Annotated in this window: 14 protein-coding genes and 1 other annotated feature; all 14 genes read right to left on the bottom strand. The window is 50.5% G+C overall.

Annotated elements, in window-relative coordinates; translation table 11 throughout:
* Positions 1 to 126: 126 nt before the first annotated feature.
* The gene (gene fusA, locus EDC14_RS25920; RefSeq protein WP_132018131.1) at positions 127 to 2,196 is read right to left on the bottom strand and encodes an elongation factor G; all 2,070 of its coding nucleotides are present in this window, start codon (positions 2,194 to 2,196) and stop codon (positions 127 to 129) included.
* A 57-nt stretch (positions 2,197 to 2,253) separates the two neighbouring features.
* Positions 2,254 to 2,727 carry a 30S ribosomal protein S7 gene (gene rpsG / locus EDC14_RS25915; protein ID WP_132018128.1) on the bottom strand — a complete coding sequence of 158 codons (474 nt, stop codon included), beginning with the start codon at positions 2,725 to 2,727 and terminating at the stop codon, positions 2,254 to 2,256.
* Between the two features lie 18 nt (positions 2,728 to 2,745).
* Positions 2,746 to 3,180, bottom strand: a complete 435-nt coding sequence (gene rpsL, locus EDC14_RS25910; protein ID WP_132018125.1) for a 30S ribosomal protein S12 — start codon at positions 3,178 to 3,180, stop codon at positions 2,746 to 2,748.
* Positions 3,181 to 3,209: 29 nt separating this feature from the next.
* Positions 3,210 to 3,467 carry a ribosomal L7Ae/L30e/S12e/Gadd45 family protein gene (locus EDC14_RS25905; protein ID WP_132018122.1) on the bottom strand — a complete coding sequence of 86 codons (258 nt, stop codon included), beginning with the start codon at positions 3,465 to 3,467 and terminating at the stop codon, positions 3,210 to 3,212.
* A gap of 93 nt (positions 3,468 to 3,560) precedes the next feature.
* On the bottom strand, positions 3,561 to 7,013 hold the full coding sequence (gene rpoC / locus EDC14_RS25900) for a DNA-directed RNA polymerase subunit beta' (RefSeq protein WP_132018119.1): 3,453 nt from the start codon (positions 7,011 to 7,013) through the stop codon (positions 3,561 to 3,563).
* 41 nt (positions 7,014 to 7,054) lie between these two features.
* Positions 7,055 to 10,384 (bottom strand): DNA-directed RNA polymerase subunit beta, encoded by a 3,330-nt coding sequence (rpoB, locus tag EDC14_RS25895; protein ID WP_132018134.1) that lies wholly within the window; start codon positions 10,382 to 10,384, stop codon positions 7,055 to 7,057.
* Positions 10,385 to 10,758: 374 nt separating this feature from the next.
* The gene (gene rplL, locus EDC14_RS25890; protein ID WP_132018116.1) at positions 10,759 to 11,130 is read right to left on the bottom strand and encodes a 50S ribosomal protein L7/L12; all 372 of its coding nucleotides are present in this window, start codon (positions 11,128 to 11,130) and stop codon (positions 10,759 to 10,761) included.
* A 22-nt stretch (positions 11,131 to 11,152) separates the two neighbouring features.
* Positions 11,153 to 11,677: a 50S ribosomal protein L10 gene (rplJ, locus tag EDC14_RS25885; RefSeq protein ID WP_132018113.1), complete on the bottom strand. Its 525-nt coding sequence runs from the start codon at positions 11,675 to 11,677 to the stop codon at positions 11,153 to 11,155.
* A gap of 33 nt (positions 11,678 to 11,710) precedes the next feature.
* Positions 11,711 to 11,855, bottom strand: a sequence feature (ribosomal protein L10 leader region).
* 23 nt (positions 11,856 to 11,878) lie between these two features.
* Complete coding sequence (rplA, locus tag EDC14_RS25880) at positions 11,879 to 12,592, bottom strand: 50S ribosomal protein L1 (protein ID WP_132018111.1); 714 nt, start codon at positions 12,590 to 12,592, stop codon at positions 11,879 to 11,881.
* A 56-nt stretch (positions 12,593 to 12,648) separates the two neighbouring features.
* Positions 12,649 to 13,074, bottom strand: coding sequence for a 50S ribosomal protein L11 (gene rplK / locus EDC14_RS25875; RefSeq protein ID WP_132018108.1), 426 nt, complete (start codon positions 13,072 to 13,074; stop codon positions 12,649 to 12,651).
* Positions 13,075 to 13,145: 71 nt separating this feature from the next.
* Positions 13,146 to 13,670 (bottom strand): transcription termination/antitermination protein NusG, encoded by a 525-nt coding sequence (nusG, locus tag EDC14_RS25870; protein WP_132018105.1) that lies wholly within the window; start codon positions 13,668 to 13,670, stop codon positions 13,146 to 13,148.
* Between the two features lie 17 nt (positions 13,671 to 13,687).
* A complete protein-coding gene (secE, locus tag EDC14_RS25865) occupies positions 13,688 to 13,906 on the bottom strand; it encodes a preprotein translocase subunit SecE (protein ID WP_132018102.1) in 219 nt (72 codons plus the stop codon).
* Between the two features lie 20 nt (positions 13,907 to 13,926).
* Positions 13,927 to 14,076, bottom strand: a complete 150-nt coding sequence (gene rpmG, locus EDC14_RS25860; protein WP_132018099.1) for a 50S ribosomal protein L33 — start codon at positions 14,074 to 14,076, stop codon at positions 13,927 to 13,929.
* Positions 14,077 to 14,258: 182 nt separating this feature from the next.
* A partial coding sequence (locus EDC14_RS25855) for an EF-Tu C-terminal domain-related protein (RefSeq protein ID WP_132014831.1) occupies positions 14,259 to 14,343 on the bottom strand: 85 nt, incomplete at its 5' end.

Here is a 14,343-nt window from a genome sequence, read left to right as displayed (position 1 = left end):
CAACGTGACCAATCGTTCCGATATTTACGTGCGGTTTGGTCCGTTCATACTTCTGCTTTGCCATTCAAGTTCCTCCTTTAAATAACAAAGGTATTTTAACACCCTTCATGGGAATTATCACTATTGTCAAACTTTTTGAATGATGGTTTCCGCAATATTTTTGGGAACTTCATCATAATGCGAGAAATGCATGGAATAAGTCGCCCGGCCTTGGGAAATCGAACGGATTACCGTTGCATAGCCGAACATTTCCGAGAGCGGAACGTGCCCTCTAATGATTTGAGCGCCGGCCCGGGCTTCCATTCCTTCAATCCGGCCACGCCGGGAATTGAAGTCGCCCATGATGTCACCCATATATTCTTCAGGAGTCGTAATCTCCACCCGCATAATGGGTTCCAGAATAACCGGATTCGCTTTTTTGGCCCCGTCTTTAAAGGACATCGAAGCCGCGACGCGGAAAGCCATTTCGGAAGAGTCAACCTCGTGATAAGAACCATCATATAATGTGGCCTTGATGTCCACCATGGGATAACCGGCCAGGACACCCGTAGTCATCGCTTCCTTAATCCCAGCCTCGATCGGCGGAACATATTCGCGAGGTACCACGCCACCGACGATTTTGTTTTCAAACACAAAGCCGGTACCGGGTTCAAGCGGTTCGAGTTCGAGCCAGACATGACCGTATTGTCCACGTCCGCCCGACTGGCGAACGAACTTGCCTTCGGACTTTACAGACTTGCGGATCGTTTCCCTGTACGCTACCTGGGGCTTGCCAACATTCGCTTCAACCTTAAATTCGCGCAGCAGACGGTCGACAATGATCTCCAAGTGGAGCTCGCCCATACCCGAAATGATGGTTTGACCCGTTTCCTGATCGGTATGAACCCGGAAAGTCGGATCTTCCTCGGCCAATCTCGCGAGGGACAAACCCAATTTGTCTTGGTCGGCCTTGGTCTTGGGCTCAATGGCGATATCGATTACCGGGTCCGGAAACTCCATCGACTCCAGGATAATCGAATTTTTCTCATCACACAGGGTATCTCCGGTGGTGGTATCTTTTAAGCCGACTACCGCCGCAATATCACCAGTGCGAACCATTTCCACATCTTCGCGATGATTGGCGTGCATCCGTAAGATTCGGCCAACCCGTTCCCGTTTGTTTTTGGTTGAATTTAAAACATAAGAACCCGAGGTTAAGACGCCGGAATACACCCGAAAGAACGCCAGTTTACCGACATAAGGATCAGCCATGATTTTAAAAGCCAAGGCCGAGAACGGCTCATTGTCGGAAGCTTGACGGACGAGAGATTCACCGTCATCAGGACTGGTTCCCGATACTGGCGGCAGATCCAACGGCGACGGCAGATAATCCACTACCGCATCCAAAAGCATCTGTACACCCTTGTTTTTAAAAGCGGAACCGCAGATGACCGGCGTAATCTTCGCAGTTAAGGTTCCTTTGCGGACGGCGGCTTTAATTTCGGATTCCGAAATCTCTTGGCCCTCCAAATACTTGAGCATCAATTCCTCATCGAATTCCGCCAAGGACTCAAGCATCTGAGTACGATATTCAGCCACTATATCGACCAAATCCTCCGGGATTGCCGTCTCTTGACTTTTCGTCCCCAAGTCATCAGTATAGATAATCGCTTTCTCGGTAATCAGATCGACCACGCCACTGAAACGCTCTTCCGAGCCGATAGGAACCTGAAGTGGAACCGGATGAGCTCCCAATCGGTTTTTGATCATATCAACGCCACGGAAGAAATCCGCACCGATACGATCCATCTTATTAATGAAAGCGATCCGAGGCACGCCATACTTATCCGCTTGGCGCCAGACGGTTTCCGATTGGGGCTCAACGCCGCCAACCGAGCAGAATACAGCAACAGCGCCATCCAAAACGCGCAACGAACGTTCAACTTCTACTGTAAAATCCACGTGCCCGGGTGTGTCAATAATATTAATTTGATGATTCAGCCATTCACAAGTGGTAGCAGCGGAAGTAATCGTGATTCCGCGCTCTTGCTCCTGAACCATCCAGTCCATCGTAGCCGAGCCATCATGCACTTCGCCCATGCGATGGAGTTTTCCCGTGTAAAATAAGATACGTTCGGTCGTGGTTGTTTTACCAGCGTCAATATGAGCCATAATTCCAATATTCCGAACGTAATGCAGATCAAATTTCTTAGACAATTTTTCCCCTCCAAAAACCTTAAAAGCTCGGGGCTGTGTTTTTTCAACGGCAACCCGTTACCAACGATAATGCGCAAAAGCCCTATTGGCTTCCGCCATCTTATGAGTATCTTCTTTTTTCTTAATCGAAGCACCCACACCTTGAGAGGCGTCAAGAATCTCCGCAGCCAACTTCTCTTCCATCGTCTTTAAATCGCCGCGATTTCGGGCATTGGTAACCATCCAACGAATCGCCAACGATTGCCGGCGCTCCGGCCGCACTTCCACCGGAACCTGATAGGTAGCACCACCAACCCGGCGCGGTTTCACTTCCAAAACCGGCATGACATTTTTTAGCGCGGTTTGAAAAACTTCGATCGATTCTTTGCCGGATTTTTCGCCAACGATATTCATGGCGTTATAAAAAATCCGTTCAGCAAGGCTCTTTTTGCCTTGAAGCATCAACCGGCTGATCATTTCACTCACTTGCTTGCTACCAAAAATCGGGTCAGCAGCCAGTTCTTTTTTAGTAATAAATCCACGACGCGGCACACGAATACCCCCGTTCCTTTACTTCTTCTTCGTAGCAGTAGCTTTCGGTTTTTTAGCACCGTATTTGGAGCGACCTTGCTTACGATTTTGAACACCGGCAGTGTCCAAAGTTCCCCGGATGATGTGATAACGCACACCAGGAAGATCCTTCACACGACCACCACGGATTAGTACAACCGAGTGCTCCTGCAGATTGTGACCTTCGCCCGGGATATAAGCGGTGACTTCCATGCGGTTCGTCAGACGCACCCTCGCTACTTTACGCAATGCCGAATTCGGCTTTTTAGGAGTAACCGTCGAAACACGAGTACAGACCCCTCTTTTTTGCGGGCTACCGTCGGTTTTGATCATTTGCTCTTTATTTACGTTGTAAGCCCAACCCAGAGCCGGAGCGGTACTCTTTTTTGACACTTCCTCGCGACCTTTTCTGACTAACTGATTAATCGTTGGCAAATCAATAACCTCCTTCCGTGTTGCTTATATTATTTGATCAGAGCGACAACTGACGCCCCAACCTCAATCTGGCACAAATGTCCAAGTTCTTTTTGACCAAAATCAACCGCGGTTAACGGAATTTTGTTCTCCTGGCAGCAATCCGTAATCCGTTTCACCAAAAAATCTTCAATGTCATTTGCGATATATACGGCGCTAACCTTATTCTGTTGAATCGCTCGCAAAGTTTGCTTTAAACCAATTACTTTTTCTTTAGCTTCGCGAATGGCCTGGACAGAATGAGCCATCATCGCCTCCAAAAAAGCGCATGAAATAAGTCCCAAATCAGACACTTTTATATTTTAACATCAAATATATACGGTGTCAAGAAATTCTTATCGTCAATCGCTGCTAATCTTGGCGTTGCGATAACGGGACATTCCAGTACCGGCCGGAATCAACTTACCGATACAGACATTTTCCTTGAGGCCGATTAACGGATCCTTTTTACCTTTAATCGAAGCTTCGGTGAGGACCCGGGTAGTCTCTTGGAACGAGGCGGCCGACAGGAAGCTATCGGTTGCCAGCGACGCCTTGGTGATTCCCAGCAGGAGCGGCCTGGCAATTGCCGGTTCTCCACCCTCTGCTTCGACCTTGAGATTCTCATCCTCCAGTTCAAAGACATCGACCAATCCGCCGGGCAACAGATCCGTATCGCCGGAATGTTCAACTTTACGTTTGCGCAACATCTGGCGGACAGTCACTTCAATATGCTTATCATTGATCCAGACACCCTGGGAGCGGTAGACGTTTTGAACTTCCTGAACCAGATACATCTGGACTCCCTGGATCCCTTTGACCTTGAGAATATCGTGCGGATTGGCGGAGCCCTCGGTCAAGAGATCGCCGGCAACCACCTGAGTTCCTTCTTTAACCCGCAGGCGGGAACCGAACGGGACCTGGTATACTTTCTCCTCTCCGGTATCCGAGATAACACTGACCCTTCGTACTCCTTTGACCTCGCTAATCTTGCAAGTGCCGCCGATTTCACTGACGATCGCTTGCCCTTTAGGTTTCCTGGCTTCAAACAGCTCTTCGACACGGGGAAGACCTTGAGTGATGTCATCTCCGGCGACACCACCGGTATGGAAGGTACGCATGGTCAATTGCGTTCCAGGCTCACCGATGGATTGTGCAGCGATAATACCAACCGCCTCTCCGACATCAACCAGCTTACCGGTTGCCAGATTTCGTCCGTAACATTTGATACAAACTCCGAAACGGCTCCGGCAGGTCAATACCGAACGGATGACGACCTCTTTGATTCCGGCCTTATCGATCTTCTCGGCTATCTCTTCGTCGATTTCCGAATTGGCGGCGACGATCAATTCATTGGTGTTGGGATCATAGATATCTTCGACCGATATCCGGCCGCTAATCCGTTCCCGTAATTTTTCAATCTCTTCATTGCCTTCAATGATGGCGCTTACTTTGATCCCCTCGGTGGTGCCGCAATCATCCTCGCGAACAATCACATCTTGGGCAACATCGACCAGACGACGGGTCAGGTATCCAGAGTCGGCGGTCCGCAACGCGGTGTCAGCCAAGCCTTTCCGGGCTCCGTGAGTCGAGATGAAGAACTCCAAGACGGTAAGGCCTTCCCGGAAATTGGCGCGAATCGGCAAGTCGATGATTCGACCGGAAGGGTCGGTCATCAGTCCGCGCATCGCGGCCAACTGGGCTAACTGAGCGGGATTACCGCGGGCTCCGGAGATCGACATCATGTATACCGAGTTAAACCGGTCCAAATTGCGGTTCATCGCATCGGTCACTTGCTCTTTGGCTTTGGTCCAAATGTCGATGAAGCGCTGATACCGCTCATCGCCAGTGATTAGGCCGCGCCGGAATTGCTCTTCAACCTGTTCGACCTGCTTTTCGGCGTCCGCCAAAATATCCTGTTTGGCTTTGGGAACCGTAATGTCGTCAATGGCGATCGTGGTGCCGGATTGGGTGGCAAAACGGAATCCGAGCCGCTTGATCTGGTCGAGAATCTCGGCTGTCTTGGCCACACTATGGCTCCGGGCGCACTTTCCGACCAATTGGCCCAACTTGCCCCGGTCGATAATGCAATTGGTGAGCTGGAAATTGGCCACCGGATCCGGCAACAGATCCAGCTTCACCCGGTCATTGAAGATGACCCGGCCCGGCGTCGTATCAATCCACTCACCGTTCAAACGGAACTTAATCTTGGCATGAAGCGAAATCGCTCCGACCTCGTAAGCATAATTTACATCGGTGGCGTTGATAAAGGCCTGGCCCTCGCCCAGCACGCCATCCCGTGCAATAGTCAAATAATAGCAACCCAGAACCATATCCTGAGTCGGAGTGGCAATCGGGCGGCCATTGGCCGGAGATAGGATGTTATGAGCGGACAACATCAAAATACGGGCTTCCGCTTGCGCTTCGGCGGACAAAGGCACGTGGACAGCCATTTGGTCGCCGTCGAAGTCCGCGTTATAGGCTGTACAAACCAGCGGGTGAATATTGATCGCCCGGCCTTCGACCAGCACCGGCTCAAATGCTTGAATTCCCAAGCGGTGCAGGGTCGGGGCACGGTTTAAGAGAACCGGATGCTCGTGAATCACTTCTTCAAGCACATCCCAGACCTCGGTTTTTACCCGTTCCACCATTCGTTTGGCGCTCTTAATATTATGAACCAGCCCTTTGTCGACCAGTCGTTTCATCACGAAAGGCTTGAATAACTCAAGGGCCATCTCCTTCGGCAGACCGCATTGATGCAATTTCAGTTCTGGGCCTACCACAATAACGGAACGGCCCGAATAGTCAACCCGTTTACCCAATAAGTTCTGACGGAAACGGCCCTGTTTTCCTTTTAGCATATCGCTTAAGGATTTTAAGGGACGATTTCCAGGTCCGGTCACCGGTCTGCCCCGGCGACCGTTATCGATTAGGGCGTCGACCGCTTCTTGAAGCATCCGCTTCTCATTCCGTACGATAATATCCGGTGCTCCCAGCTCCAGTAATCTCTTCAGCCGGTTGTTACGGTTAATGACTCTCCGATACAGGTCATTCAAGTCGGAAGTGGCGAAACGGCCGCCGTCCAGTTGAACCATAGGCCGCAACTCCGGAGGAATAACCGGGACGACGTCGAGGACCATCCAGTCGGGCCGGCTGACCGATTTCCGGAACGATTCCACGACCTCAAGGCGGCGAATGGCACGAATCCGCCGTTGTCCGCTTACTTCTTTGACCTCTTTTTTCAGTTCGACGGCCAATTTTTCGAGGTCGACTTCTTCTAATAATTTTTTAATCGCTTCCGCGCCCATCAAAGCCTTAAAACTCTGGCCGTACTTTTCCCGCGCTTCGCGATACTCGTTCTCCGAAAGCAACTGTTTCTTGATGAGCGGGGTGTTGCCCGTATCCACCACTACATAGGAAGCGAAATAGATGATCTTCTCCAGATGGCGGGGGGACATATCCAACAACAAACCCATCCGGCTGGGAATCCCTTTAAAATACCAGATATGAGAGACCGGCGCAGCCAGCTCAATATGGCCGAGCCGTTCCCGGCGCACTTTGGAACGGGTCACTTCAACGCCGCAACGGTCACAGATGATCCCCTTGTAACGAACCCGTTTATATTTACCGCAATGACATTCCCAGTCGCGTTGCGGCCCGAAGATTTTCTCGCAGAACAATCCTTCCCGTTCCGGCTTCAGGGTCCGGTAATTGATGGTTTCCGGTTTTTTAACTTCTCCGCTCGACCAGGCTCGAATCTGTTCTGGTGAGGCCAAACCGATTTTTAAAGCGTCAAAATTATTGGCATCCAGCAAGGGTTTCCCTCCTCCAATCGGTGTCCGGTTCCCCGAAAAAATCAGGCTTCTTCCGGCAGTTCCGCATCGAATGAATCTTCAAAAAGGTCTTCTTCCTCATCGAAAGAATCCGCTTCCCCGGTATCCTCAGTCTCTTCTTCAAAGACAGCCTCATGAGGGGTATCAAATTCCAGCCCCAACTCTTTGGCCATCTCTTTCACATCTTCATCTTCTTCCTTGATCTGAATCTCCTCCGATTCCTCGGACAAAATCTTCACATCCAGACAAAGGCTCTGCAATTCCTTGATAAGAACTTTAAACGACTCGGGAACGCCCGGTTCCGGAACGTTTTCGCCCTTTACAATGGCTTCGTAGGTCTTGACCCGGCCGATGACATCGTCGGATTTGACCGTTAACAGCTCTTGCAAGGTATAAGCGGCTCCGTATGCCTCAAGCGCCCAAACCTCCATCTCTCCAAAACGTTGGCCGCCGAATTGCGCTTTACCGCCCAAAGGTTGCTGGGTAACCAACGAGTACGGGCCGGTGGAACGGGCATGAATCTTATCGTCCACCAAGTGTGCCAGTTTTAACATGTAAACCTGACCCACCGTGACCGGGCGGTCAAAAGCTTCGCCAGTCCGACCATCATACAGCGTGGTTTTCCCGGTTTTGGGAAGACCCGCCTTCTCGAACATTTCCAAAATATCTTTTTCAGTCGCGCCGCCGAAAACCGGAGTCGCCACATGAATACCCAGTGCTTTGGCAGCCCAGCCCAGATGGGTCTCGAGCACCTGGCCCAAGTTCATCCGGGAGGGAACGCCCAACGGATTCAACACAATCTCTACCGGCGTTCCATCCGGCAGGAAAGGCATATCTTCAATTGGCAGAATTTTCGCGATAACACCCTTATTGCCATGCCGGCCCGCCATCTTGTCGCCCACGGAGATCTTCCGTTTCTGGGCGATATATACGCGAACCAGTCGATTGACCCCTGGAGCCAGTTCGTCGCCGTTTTCACGCGAGAAGACCTTGACATCGACGATCCGCCCCGACTCGCCGTGAGGCACGCGCAATGAGGTATCCCGAACTTCCCGGGCCTTTTCACCAAAAATAGCCCGTAATAAACGTTCCTCGGCGGTGAGCTCGGTTTCGCCCTTGGGCGTTACCTTACCGACCAGAATATCCCCGGGTCGCACTTCCGCGCCAATGCGGATGATGCCTTGCTCATCAAGATCATCCAAGGCGCCTTCCCCGACATTGGGAATATCCCGGGTAATCTCCTCGGCGCCCAGTTTGGTATCCCGGGCCTCCGCTTCATACTCCTCGATATGAACGGAGGTGAAGGTGTCGTCGACCACCAGCTTTTCGCTGAGCAAAATGGCGTCCTCGTAATTGTAACCTTCCCACGGCATGAAAGCGACCAACACATTTTTGCCGAGCGCCAATTCGCCATTGTCGGTGGACGGTCCGTCGGCGATGACCTCGCCGGTCTCGACGATCTGCCCTTCCCGGACGATCGGCTTTTGGTTCACACAAGTTCCCTGGTTGGAACGTTTGAATTTCAAAACGCGATAACTATCGATTCCGTTATCGGTCTTAATCTGAATAAAATCGCCGGTAACCTTTTTGATGACGCCGCCTTTTTTAGCCGTAATTACGACTCCCGAATCCACTGCCGCCTTATATTCCATACCGGTTCCAACGTACGGCGCTTGTGTCCGCAAGAGCGGAACAGCCTGGCGTTGCATGTTCGAACCCATCAGAGCCCGGTTGGCGTCGTCATTCTCCAGAAACGGAATCAACGCGGTCGCGATACTCACCAGCTGTTTCGGCGATACATCCATCAAGTGAACCTGATCGCTCGAAACTTCGCGGATATCTTCGCGGTGCCGGATGGAAACCCGGGTATGAATGAACTTTCTGGTTACCGGATCAAAAGGTTCGTTGGCTTGCGCCACAATATAGTGATCTTCCTCATCGGCGGTGAGATAAACGATCTCATCCGTAACCATTCCATTGGTTACCTTCCGGTAGGGAGTTTCGATAAAACCGTATTCATTAATCCGGGCGAAGGTAGTCAGCGATCCGATCAGCCCGATGTTCGGACCTTCCGGCGTCTCCACCGGACACATCCTCCCATAGTGGGAATGGTGTACGTCCCGGACTTCCATGCCGGCCCGCTCCCGCGACAGACCGCCCGGCCCCAATGCCGAGAGTCGCCGTTTATGCGTCAGTTCCGCCAAAGGGTTTGTCTGGTCCATAAATTGGGACAGCTGGCTGGAACCGAAGAATTCCTTAATCGCCGCCACCACCGGACGAATATTGATCAACGCTTGCGGCGTGATCACCTCGACATCCTGAATGGTCATCCGTTCCCGGACCACCCGTTCCATCCGGGAAAGACCGATCCGGAACTGATTCTGCAGCAACTCGCCGACAGATTTCAGACGACGGTTGCCGAGGTGGTCGATGTCATCGATCTCGCCGACCCCGCCAAACAAATTCAGTAAGTATTTTACAACCTCAATGACATCTTCCTTCATTAAGGTCTTTACGGCTTCCTGGCCCGGAACCTCGTTTCCCTCGGCATCCACATACGGTTTGGTCGATTTGGCGGGGAAGTTCAAGCCCAGTTTCTTATTGATCTTATAACGTCCCACCGAGGCCAGATCGTAGCGTTTCGGATCAAAAAACAACGTCTCAAAAAGGCTACGCGCGCTATCGACCGTCGGCGGTTCACCCGGACGCAACCGTTTATAGATCTCAACCAGAGCTTCTTCTTCGTTTTGGGTGTTATCCCGTTCCAGGGTGTTTTTGATAACTTCGTGGCCTTCGAAGAGATCATTGAGCTGATAGTTGTTGCCCAATCCCAAAGACTTCAATAATATGGTCACCGGAAGTTTCCGGGTCCGATCGATCCGCACATATAACACGTCATTGGAATCGAATTCATACTCCAACCAGGCGCCACGGTTGGGAATGATGCTGGAGGAGTATAGGTATTTTCCGGTGGTATCCTGAGTTCTTCCGAAATAGACGCCCGGCGAACGGACCAGCTGGCTAACGATAACCCGCTCGGCGCCATTAATAATGAAGGTTCCTTTCTCGGTCATCAACGGGAAATCGCCCATGAAGACCTCTTGTTCCTTCACTTCGCCGGTCTCTTTATTGATTAGCCGGGCCCGCACCCGCAGCGGCGCAGCATATGTAACATCGCGGTCCTTGCATTCTTCGACCGGATATTTCGGATCGCCCAGCGCATAATCGATAAACTCCAAGACCAAATTGCCGGTAAAATCCTGAATCGGCGAGATGTCTCGGAACATTTCACGCAAGCCTTCATCTAAAAACCACTGATACGATTTCTGCTGAACTTCAATTAAGTTCGGCATATCCAGGATTTCTTCGATCTTGGCGAAGCTCACTCTGTTACGATGTTTTTGGACAGCTTCCTGCAAGCCACTCACCTCTTCAGAATAGTAATAACCGGGCCTGAGTACCTACGAAAACAGACAAAAGCAAGGTAACAATAGTTATCCTCGCCACTATCTTTGTTCAAGGAATATTCGTCAAACTACTTTTCAGCAACCTCAGCCCGCATTCACTTATTTTTAATATTATAGCCGCGATTATACCTGTTTAAAAAAGTTTTTTTGAAACCATTGCCAAACTTCGCAGATTATTATAATATCACAGTAAGAATTTCCTGTCAAGGAAAAAATAAAAAAAGGGCCGGAAAATTAACCAGCCCTTTTTCAACACCCGATTATTTCAGTTCAACGGTAGCGCCGGCATCTTCGAGTTTCTTCTTGAGTTCCTCGGCGTCAGCCTTGGAAATGCCTTCTTTGACTTTCTTCGGAGCGCCGTCAACCAGATCTTTGGCTTCTTTCAGGCCGAGGCCGGTTACTTCGCGGACCACTTTGATCACTTGGATCTTTTGGGCGCCGCCGCTCACCAGCAGGACGTCAAACTCGGTTTTCTCTTCAGCGACCGGAGCAGCGGCAGCCGGAGCAGCAGCGACTGCAACCGGAGCGGCGGCGGATACGCCGAATTCCTCTTCAAAAGCTTTGACTAATTCGTTTAATTCCAGAACGGATAAACCTTTGACGATCTCTAAAACTTCACTTACTTTACTCATCGATAGAATCCTCCTTTAATAATCATTCTTCTCCGGCTTTCTGCTTGCGAATCGCCTCAACTGCATAAACCAAATTGCGGATGGGCCCTGAAAGCACCGTAGCCATGCCACGGAGCGGAGCCTGCATCAAACCAGCCACTTGACCCAGCAATGCCTCGCGGGAAGGCAGATCAGCCAACGCTTTGACGGCGTTAAAGTCAATGACCTTTCCCTCGAGAATACCGCCTTTCAGCTCCAAGTGTTTGTGATCTTTGGCAAAATTCGAGAGTATTTTCGCCGGTGTAACCGGGTCGTTATATCCGAATGCCAAAGCCGTCGGGCCACTCAGATAGGAATCGAGCCCTTCGATGGAAACCGACTTCGCCGCCCGGCTGGTCAGAGTGTTCTTAGCGACTTTATACTCGACGCCGGCTTCCCGTAGTTTCTTCCGGAGCTCGGTAACTTCCTGAACATTCAGCCCCCGATAGTCGGCGAGTACTACTGCTTTGGATTTCTGCAGTTTTTCTTGAATTTCACTTACCGCCGCTTCCTTTTCCGGTCTTGCCATGTTTACACCTCCTTTAAAAAGTAATCACCTTTGGAAACAAAAAATAAAGACCCCCATAGCTAAACTGGAGGTCTGTTATCACCCTGTGAAAACCATTCCAGCCTCGGTAGGCGGGTTTCCCCATTAAATCGGCTCAATTACCGATGCCTACTGTCTATGGCGCGAATTCAAATATTCAGTTGAAGTACAATCTTCCGTATTTTAATGCTCGGCGCTCGCAGCCGACTGGGCCGATTGCGGGGAAACTTTGACGCCGGGACTCATCGTAGCCGAAAGCACCACGCTCTTGATATAGGTCCCCTTGGCGCTGGCCGGTTTGGCTTTGACGATCACATCCATCAGCGTCCGGAAGTTACGCAACAACTTTTCCGCTTCAAAAGAAACCTTCCCAATGGGCACATGCACGATACCGGTCTTATCGACCCGGTATTCGACCTTACCGGCTTTGATCTCTTTTACGGCTTTCGCAACGTCAAAAGTAACGGTGCCGGTCTTGGGGTTCGGCATCAAGCCTTTCGGCCCCAAAATCTTACCCAGTTTACCGACAGCGCCCATCATATCCGGAGTCGCCACGGCCACATCAAAGTCCATCCAACCTTTTTGAATCTCTTCAATCAGGTCTTCGGCGCCAACCTTCTCAGCGCCCGCCTCTTCGGCTTCTTTGGCTTTTTCGCCTTTGGCGAAGACGGCCACTTTCACCGTACGTCCGGTACCAAAAGGCAGCACCACGGCGCCACGGATCTGTTGATCGGCATGACGCGGGTCTACGCCCAAACGGATCGAAATCTCGACCGTCTCATCGAATTTACCTACTGGCATCGATTTAATAATATTCAAGGCTTCCGCCGGGTCATACAGCTTAACGCCGTCAACCAATTTCGCGGATTCCTGATAGCGTTTTCCATGTTTCGGCATATCATTTCCTCCTTTGTGGTCATAACGGAATTACTTCCTCCCACGGTTTGAAGCGACTAATCTTCTACCACAATCCCCATGCTGCGCGCCGTACCGGCGACCATGCTCATGGCTGCCTCTACGCTGGCGGCATTCAGGTCCGGCATCTTCAGCTCGGCGATCTCGCGGACTTTCGCCCGGCTGATCTTACCGACTTTATCCTTATTCGGAGTTCCGGAACCTTTCTCCACATTAATGGCTTTTTTAATCAAAACAGGCACGGGGGGTGTTTTGCAGATAAATGTAAACGAACGATCCTCATACACGGTGATCACAACCGGAATGATCATTCCAGCCTGATTCGACGTGCGTTCGTTGAACGTCTTACAAAACTCCATAATGTTGACGCCGTGTTGACCTAGGGCAGGGCCTACCGGTGGCGCAGGATTTGCTTTACCAGCCGGAACTTGCAGTTTTACGAAAGCCGTAATTTTTTTAGCCATTGCCCTTCACCTCCTTCAATTTGATGTGGTTATAACGGGTTAAACCCTCCCACTTTAAAACACCGGAAATCCTAAAGCTTTTCAACCTGATGATAATCCAGTTCCACCGGGGTTTCCCGGCCGAACATCGAAACCTTCACTTTGATCTTCCCTTTTTCCGGGTTAATCTCTTCGATCAAGCCGGAAAAATTCTCAAACGGTCCCCGGATCACTTTGATAATCTCGCCAACCTCGAAATCAATCTTGGTCCGCGGTTCATCGATCCCCATCTGGTGCAGGATTAGTTTGGTCTCCTTCTCTTGGAGCGGAATCGGCTTGGAACCGGAGCCCACAAAGCCGGTAACTCCCGGGGTATTGCGAACAACATACCAAGAATCATCCGTTAAGATCATTTCCACAATGACATAGCCGGGATAAATCTTTTTCTTGGTAATTTTGCGTTTCCCGTCGCGAATCTCCAGCTCTTCCTCGGTGGGAACCAAAATGCGGAAGATCTTGTCTTCCATCCCCATCGATTCGACACGCCGTTCTAAATTCGCTTTTACTTTGTTTTCATATCCGGAATAGGTATGAATGACATACCAATTCTTTTCCATCCGATTTCTCCTCGCTACTACCGGTAGAATCCGAAGACTTTAAAGATCACGGTCAACAACCAGTCCCAAGTCGTGATGATAACCGAAACAACCAACACCGTGGCAATGACCACAATGGTATAGGTGGTCAATTCCTTGCGGCTGGGCCAGTTCACCTTTTTAAGTTCAGCGGAAACGTTTCGAAAAAACCGTTGGACTCCTTCAAACCGGGCTTCTTTTTTTACGGGCTGTTGCACGCTCCTCACCCCTCTATTGGTTATCTGGTCTCTTTATGGCTTGTCTCTTTCCGGCAGAACTTGCAGTATTTCTTCAATTCGAGACGTTCGGGGTTGTTCTTCTTATTCTTGATAGTACGGTAGTTCCGATTTTTACATTCGGAACAAGCCAGAGTAATACCTTCGCGCATGGTTGCTACCTCCTAGATAATGCGGTACATCCAATACCTTCCGCAAAAAAGGCGAAAAAAATAAGATCCTCCGGATCAATCAATCACTATAAAAATTTACCACAATTATAAAGAGGTGTCAAGAGTCATTTCTCAAAACAAAAAGGGCTGGTTTTCGCCAGCCCTTTTTCGTAACACTTCGATTACTCAATAATCTTGGTAACGACGCCGGCGCCCACGGTCCGTCCGCCTTCACGAATGGCGAACCGCAGTCCTTCTTCCATCGCA

The organism is Hydrogenispora ethanolica (genome assembly GCF_004340685.1).
In the GTDB taxonomy this organism is placed as follows: domain Bacteria; phylum Bacillota; class UBA4882; order UBA8346; family UBA8346; genus Hydrogenispora; species Hydrogenispora ethanolica.
Note: the sequence above shows the minus strand (reverse complement) of the source record. Positions and strands in the feature narration are given on the sequence as shown.

Coding starts and splice junctions, on each gene's coding strand:
- EDC14_RS25905 (WP_132018122.1), bottom strand. CDS start 3,467: ATGGCTCATTCTGTCCAGGCCATTCGCGAAGCTAAAGAAAAAGTAATT.
- rpoB (WP_132018134.1), bottom strand. CDS start 10,384: ATGCCGAACTTAATTGAAGTTCAGCAGAAATCGTATCAGTGGTTTTTA.
- rplL (WP_132018116.1), bottom strand. CDS start 11,130: ATGAGTAAAGTAAGTGAAGTTTTAGAGATCGTCAAAGGTTTATCCGTT.
- rplJ (WP_132018113.1), bottom strand. CDS start 11,677: ATGGCAAGACCGGAAAAGGAAGCGGCGGTAAGTGAAATTCAAGAAAAA.
- rplA (WP_132018111.1), bottom strand. CDS start 12,592: ATGCCGAAACATGGAAAACGCTATCAGGAATCCGCGAAATTGGTTGAC.
- rplK (WP_132018108.1), bottom strand. CDS start 13,074: ATGGCTAAAAAAATTACGGCTTTCGTAAAACTGCAAGTTCCGGCTGGT.
- nusG (WP_132018105.1), bottom strand. CDS start 13,670: ATGGAAAAGAATTGGTATGTCATTCATACCTATTCCGGATATGAAAAC.
- rpmG (WP_132018099.1), bottom strand. CDS start 14,076: ATGCGCGAAGGTATTACTCTGGCTTGTTCCGAATGTAAAAATCGGAAC.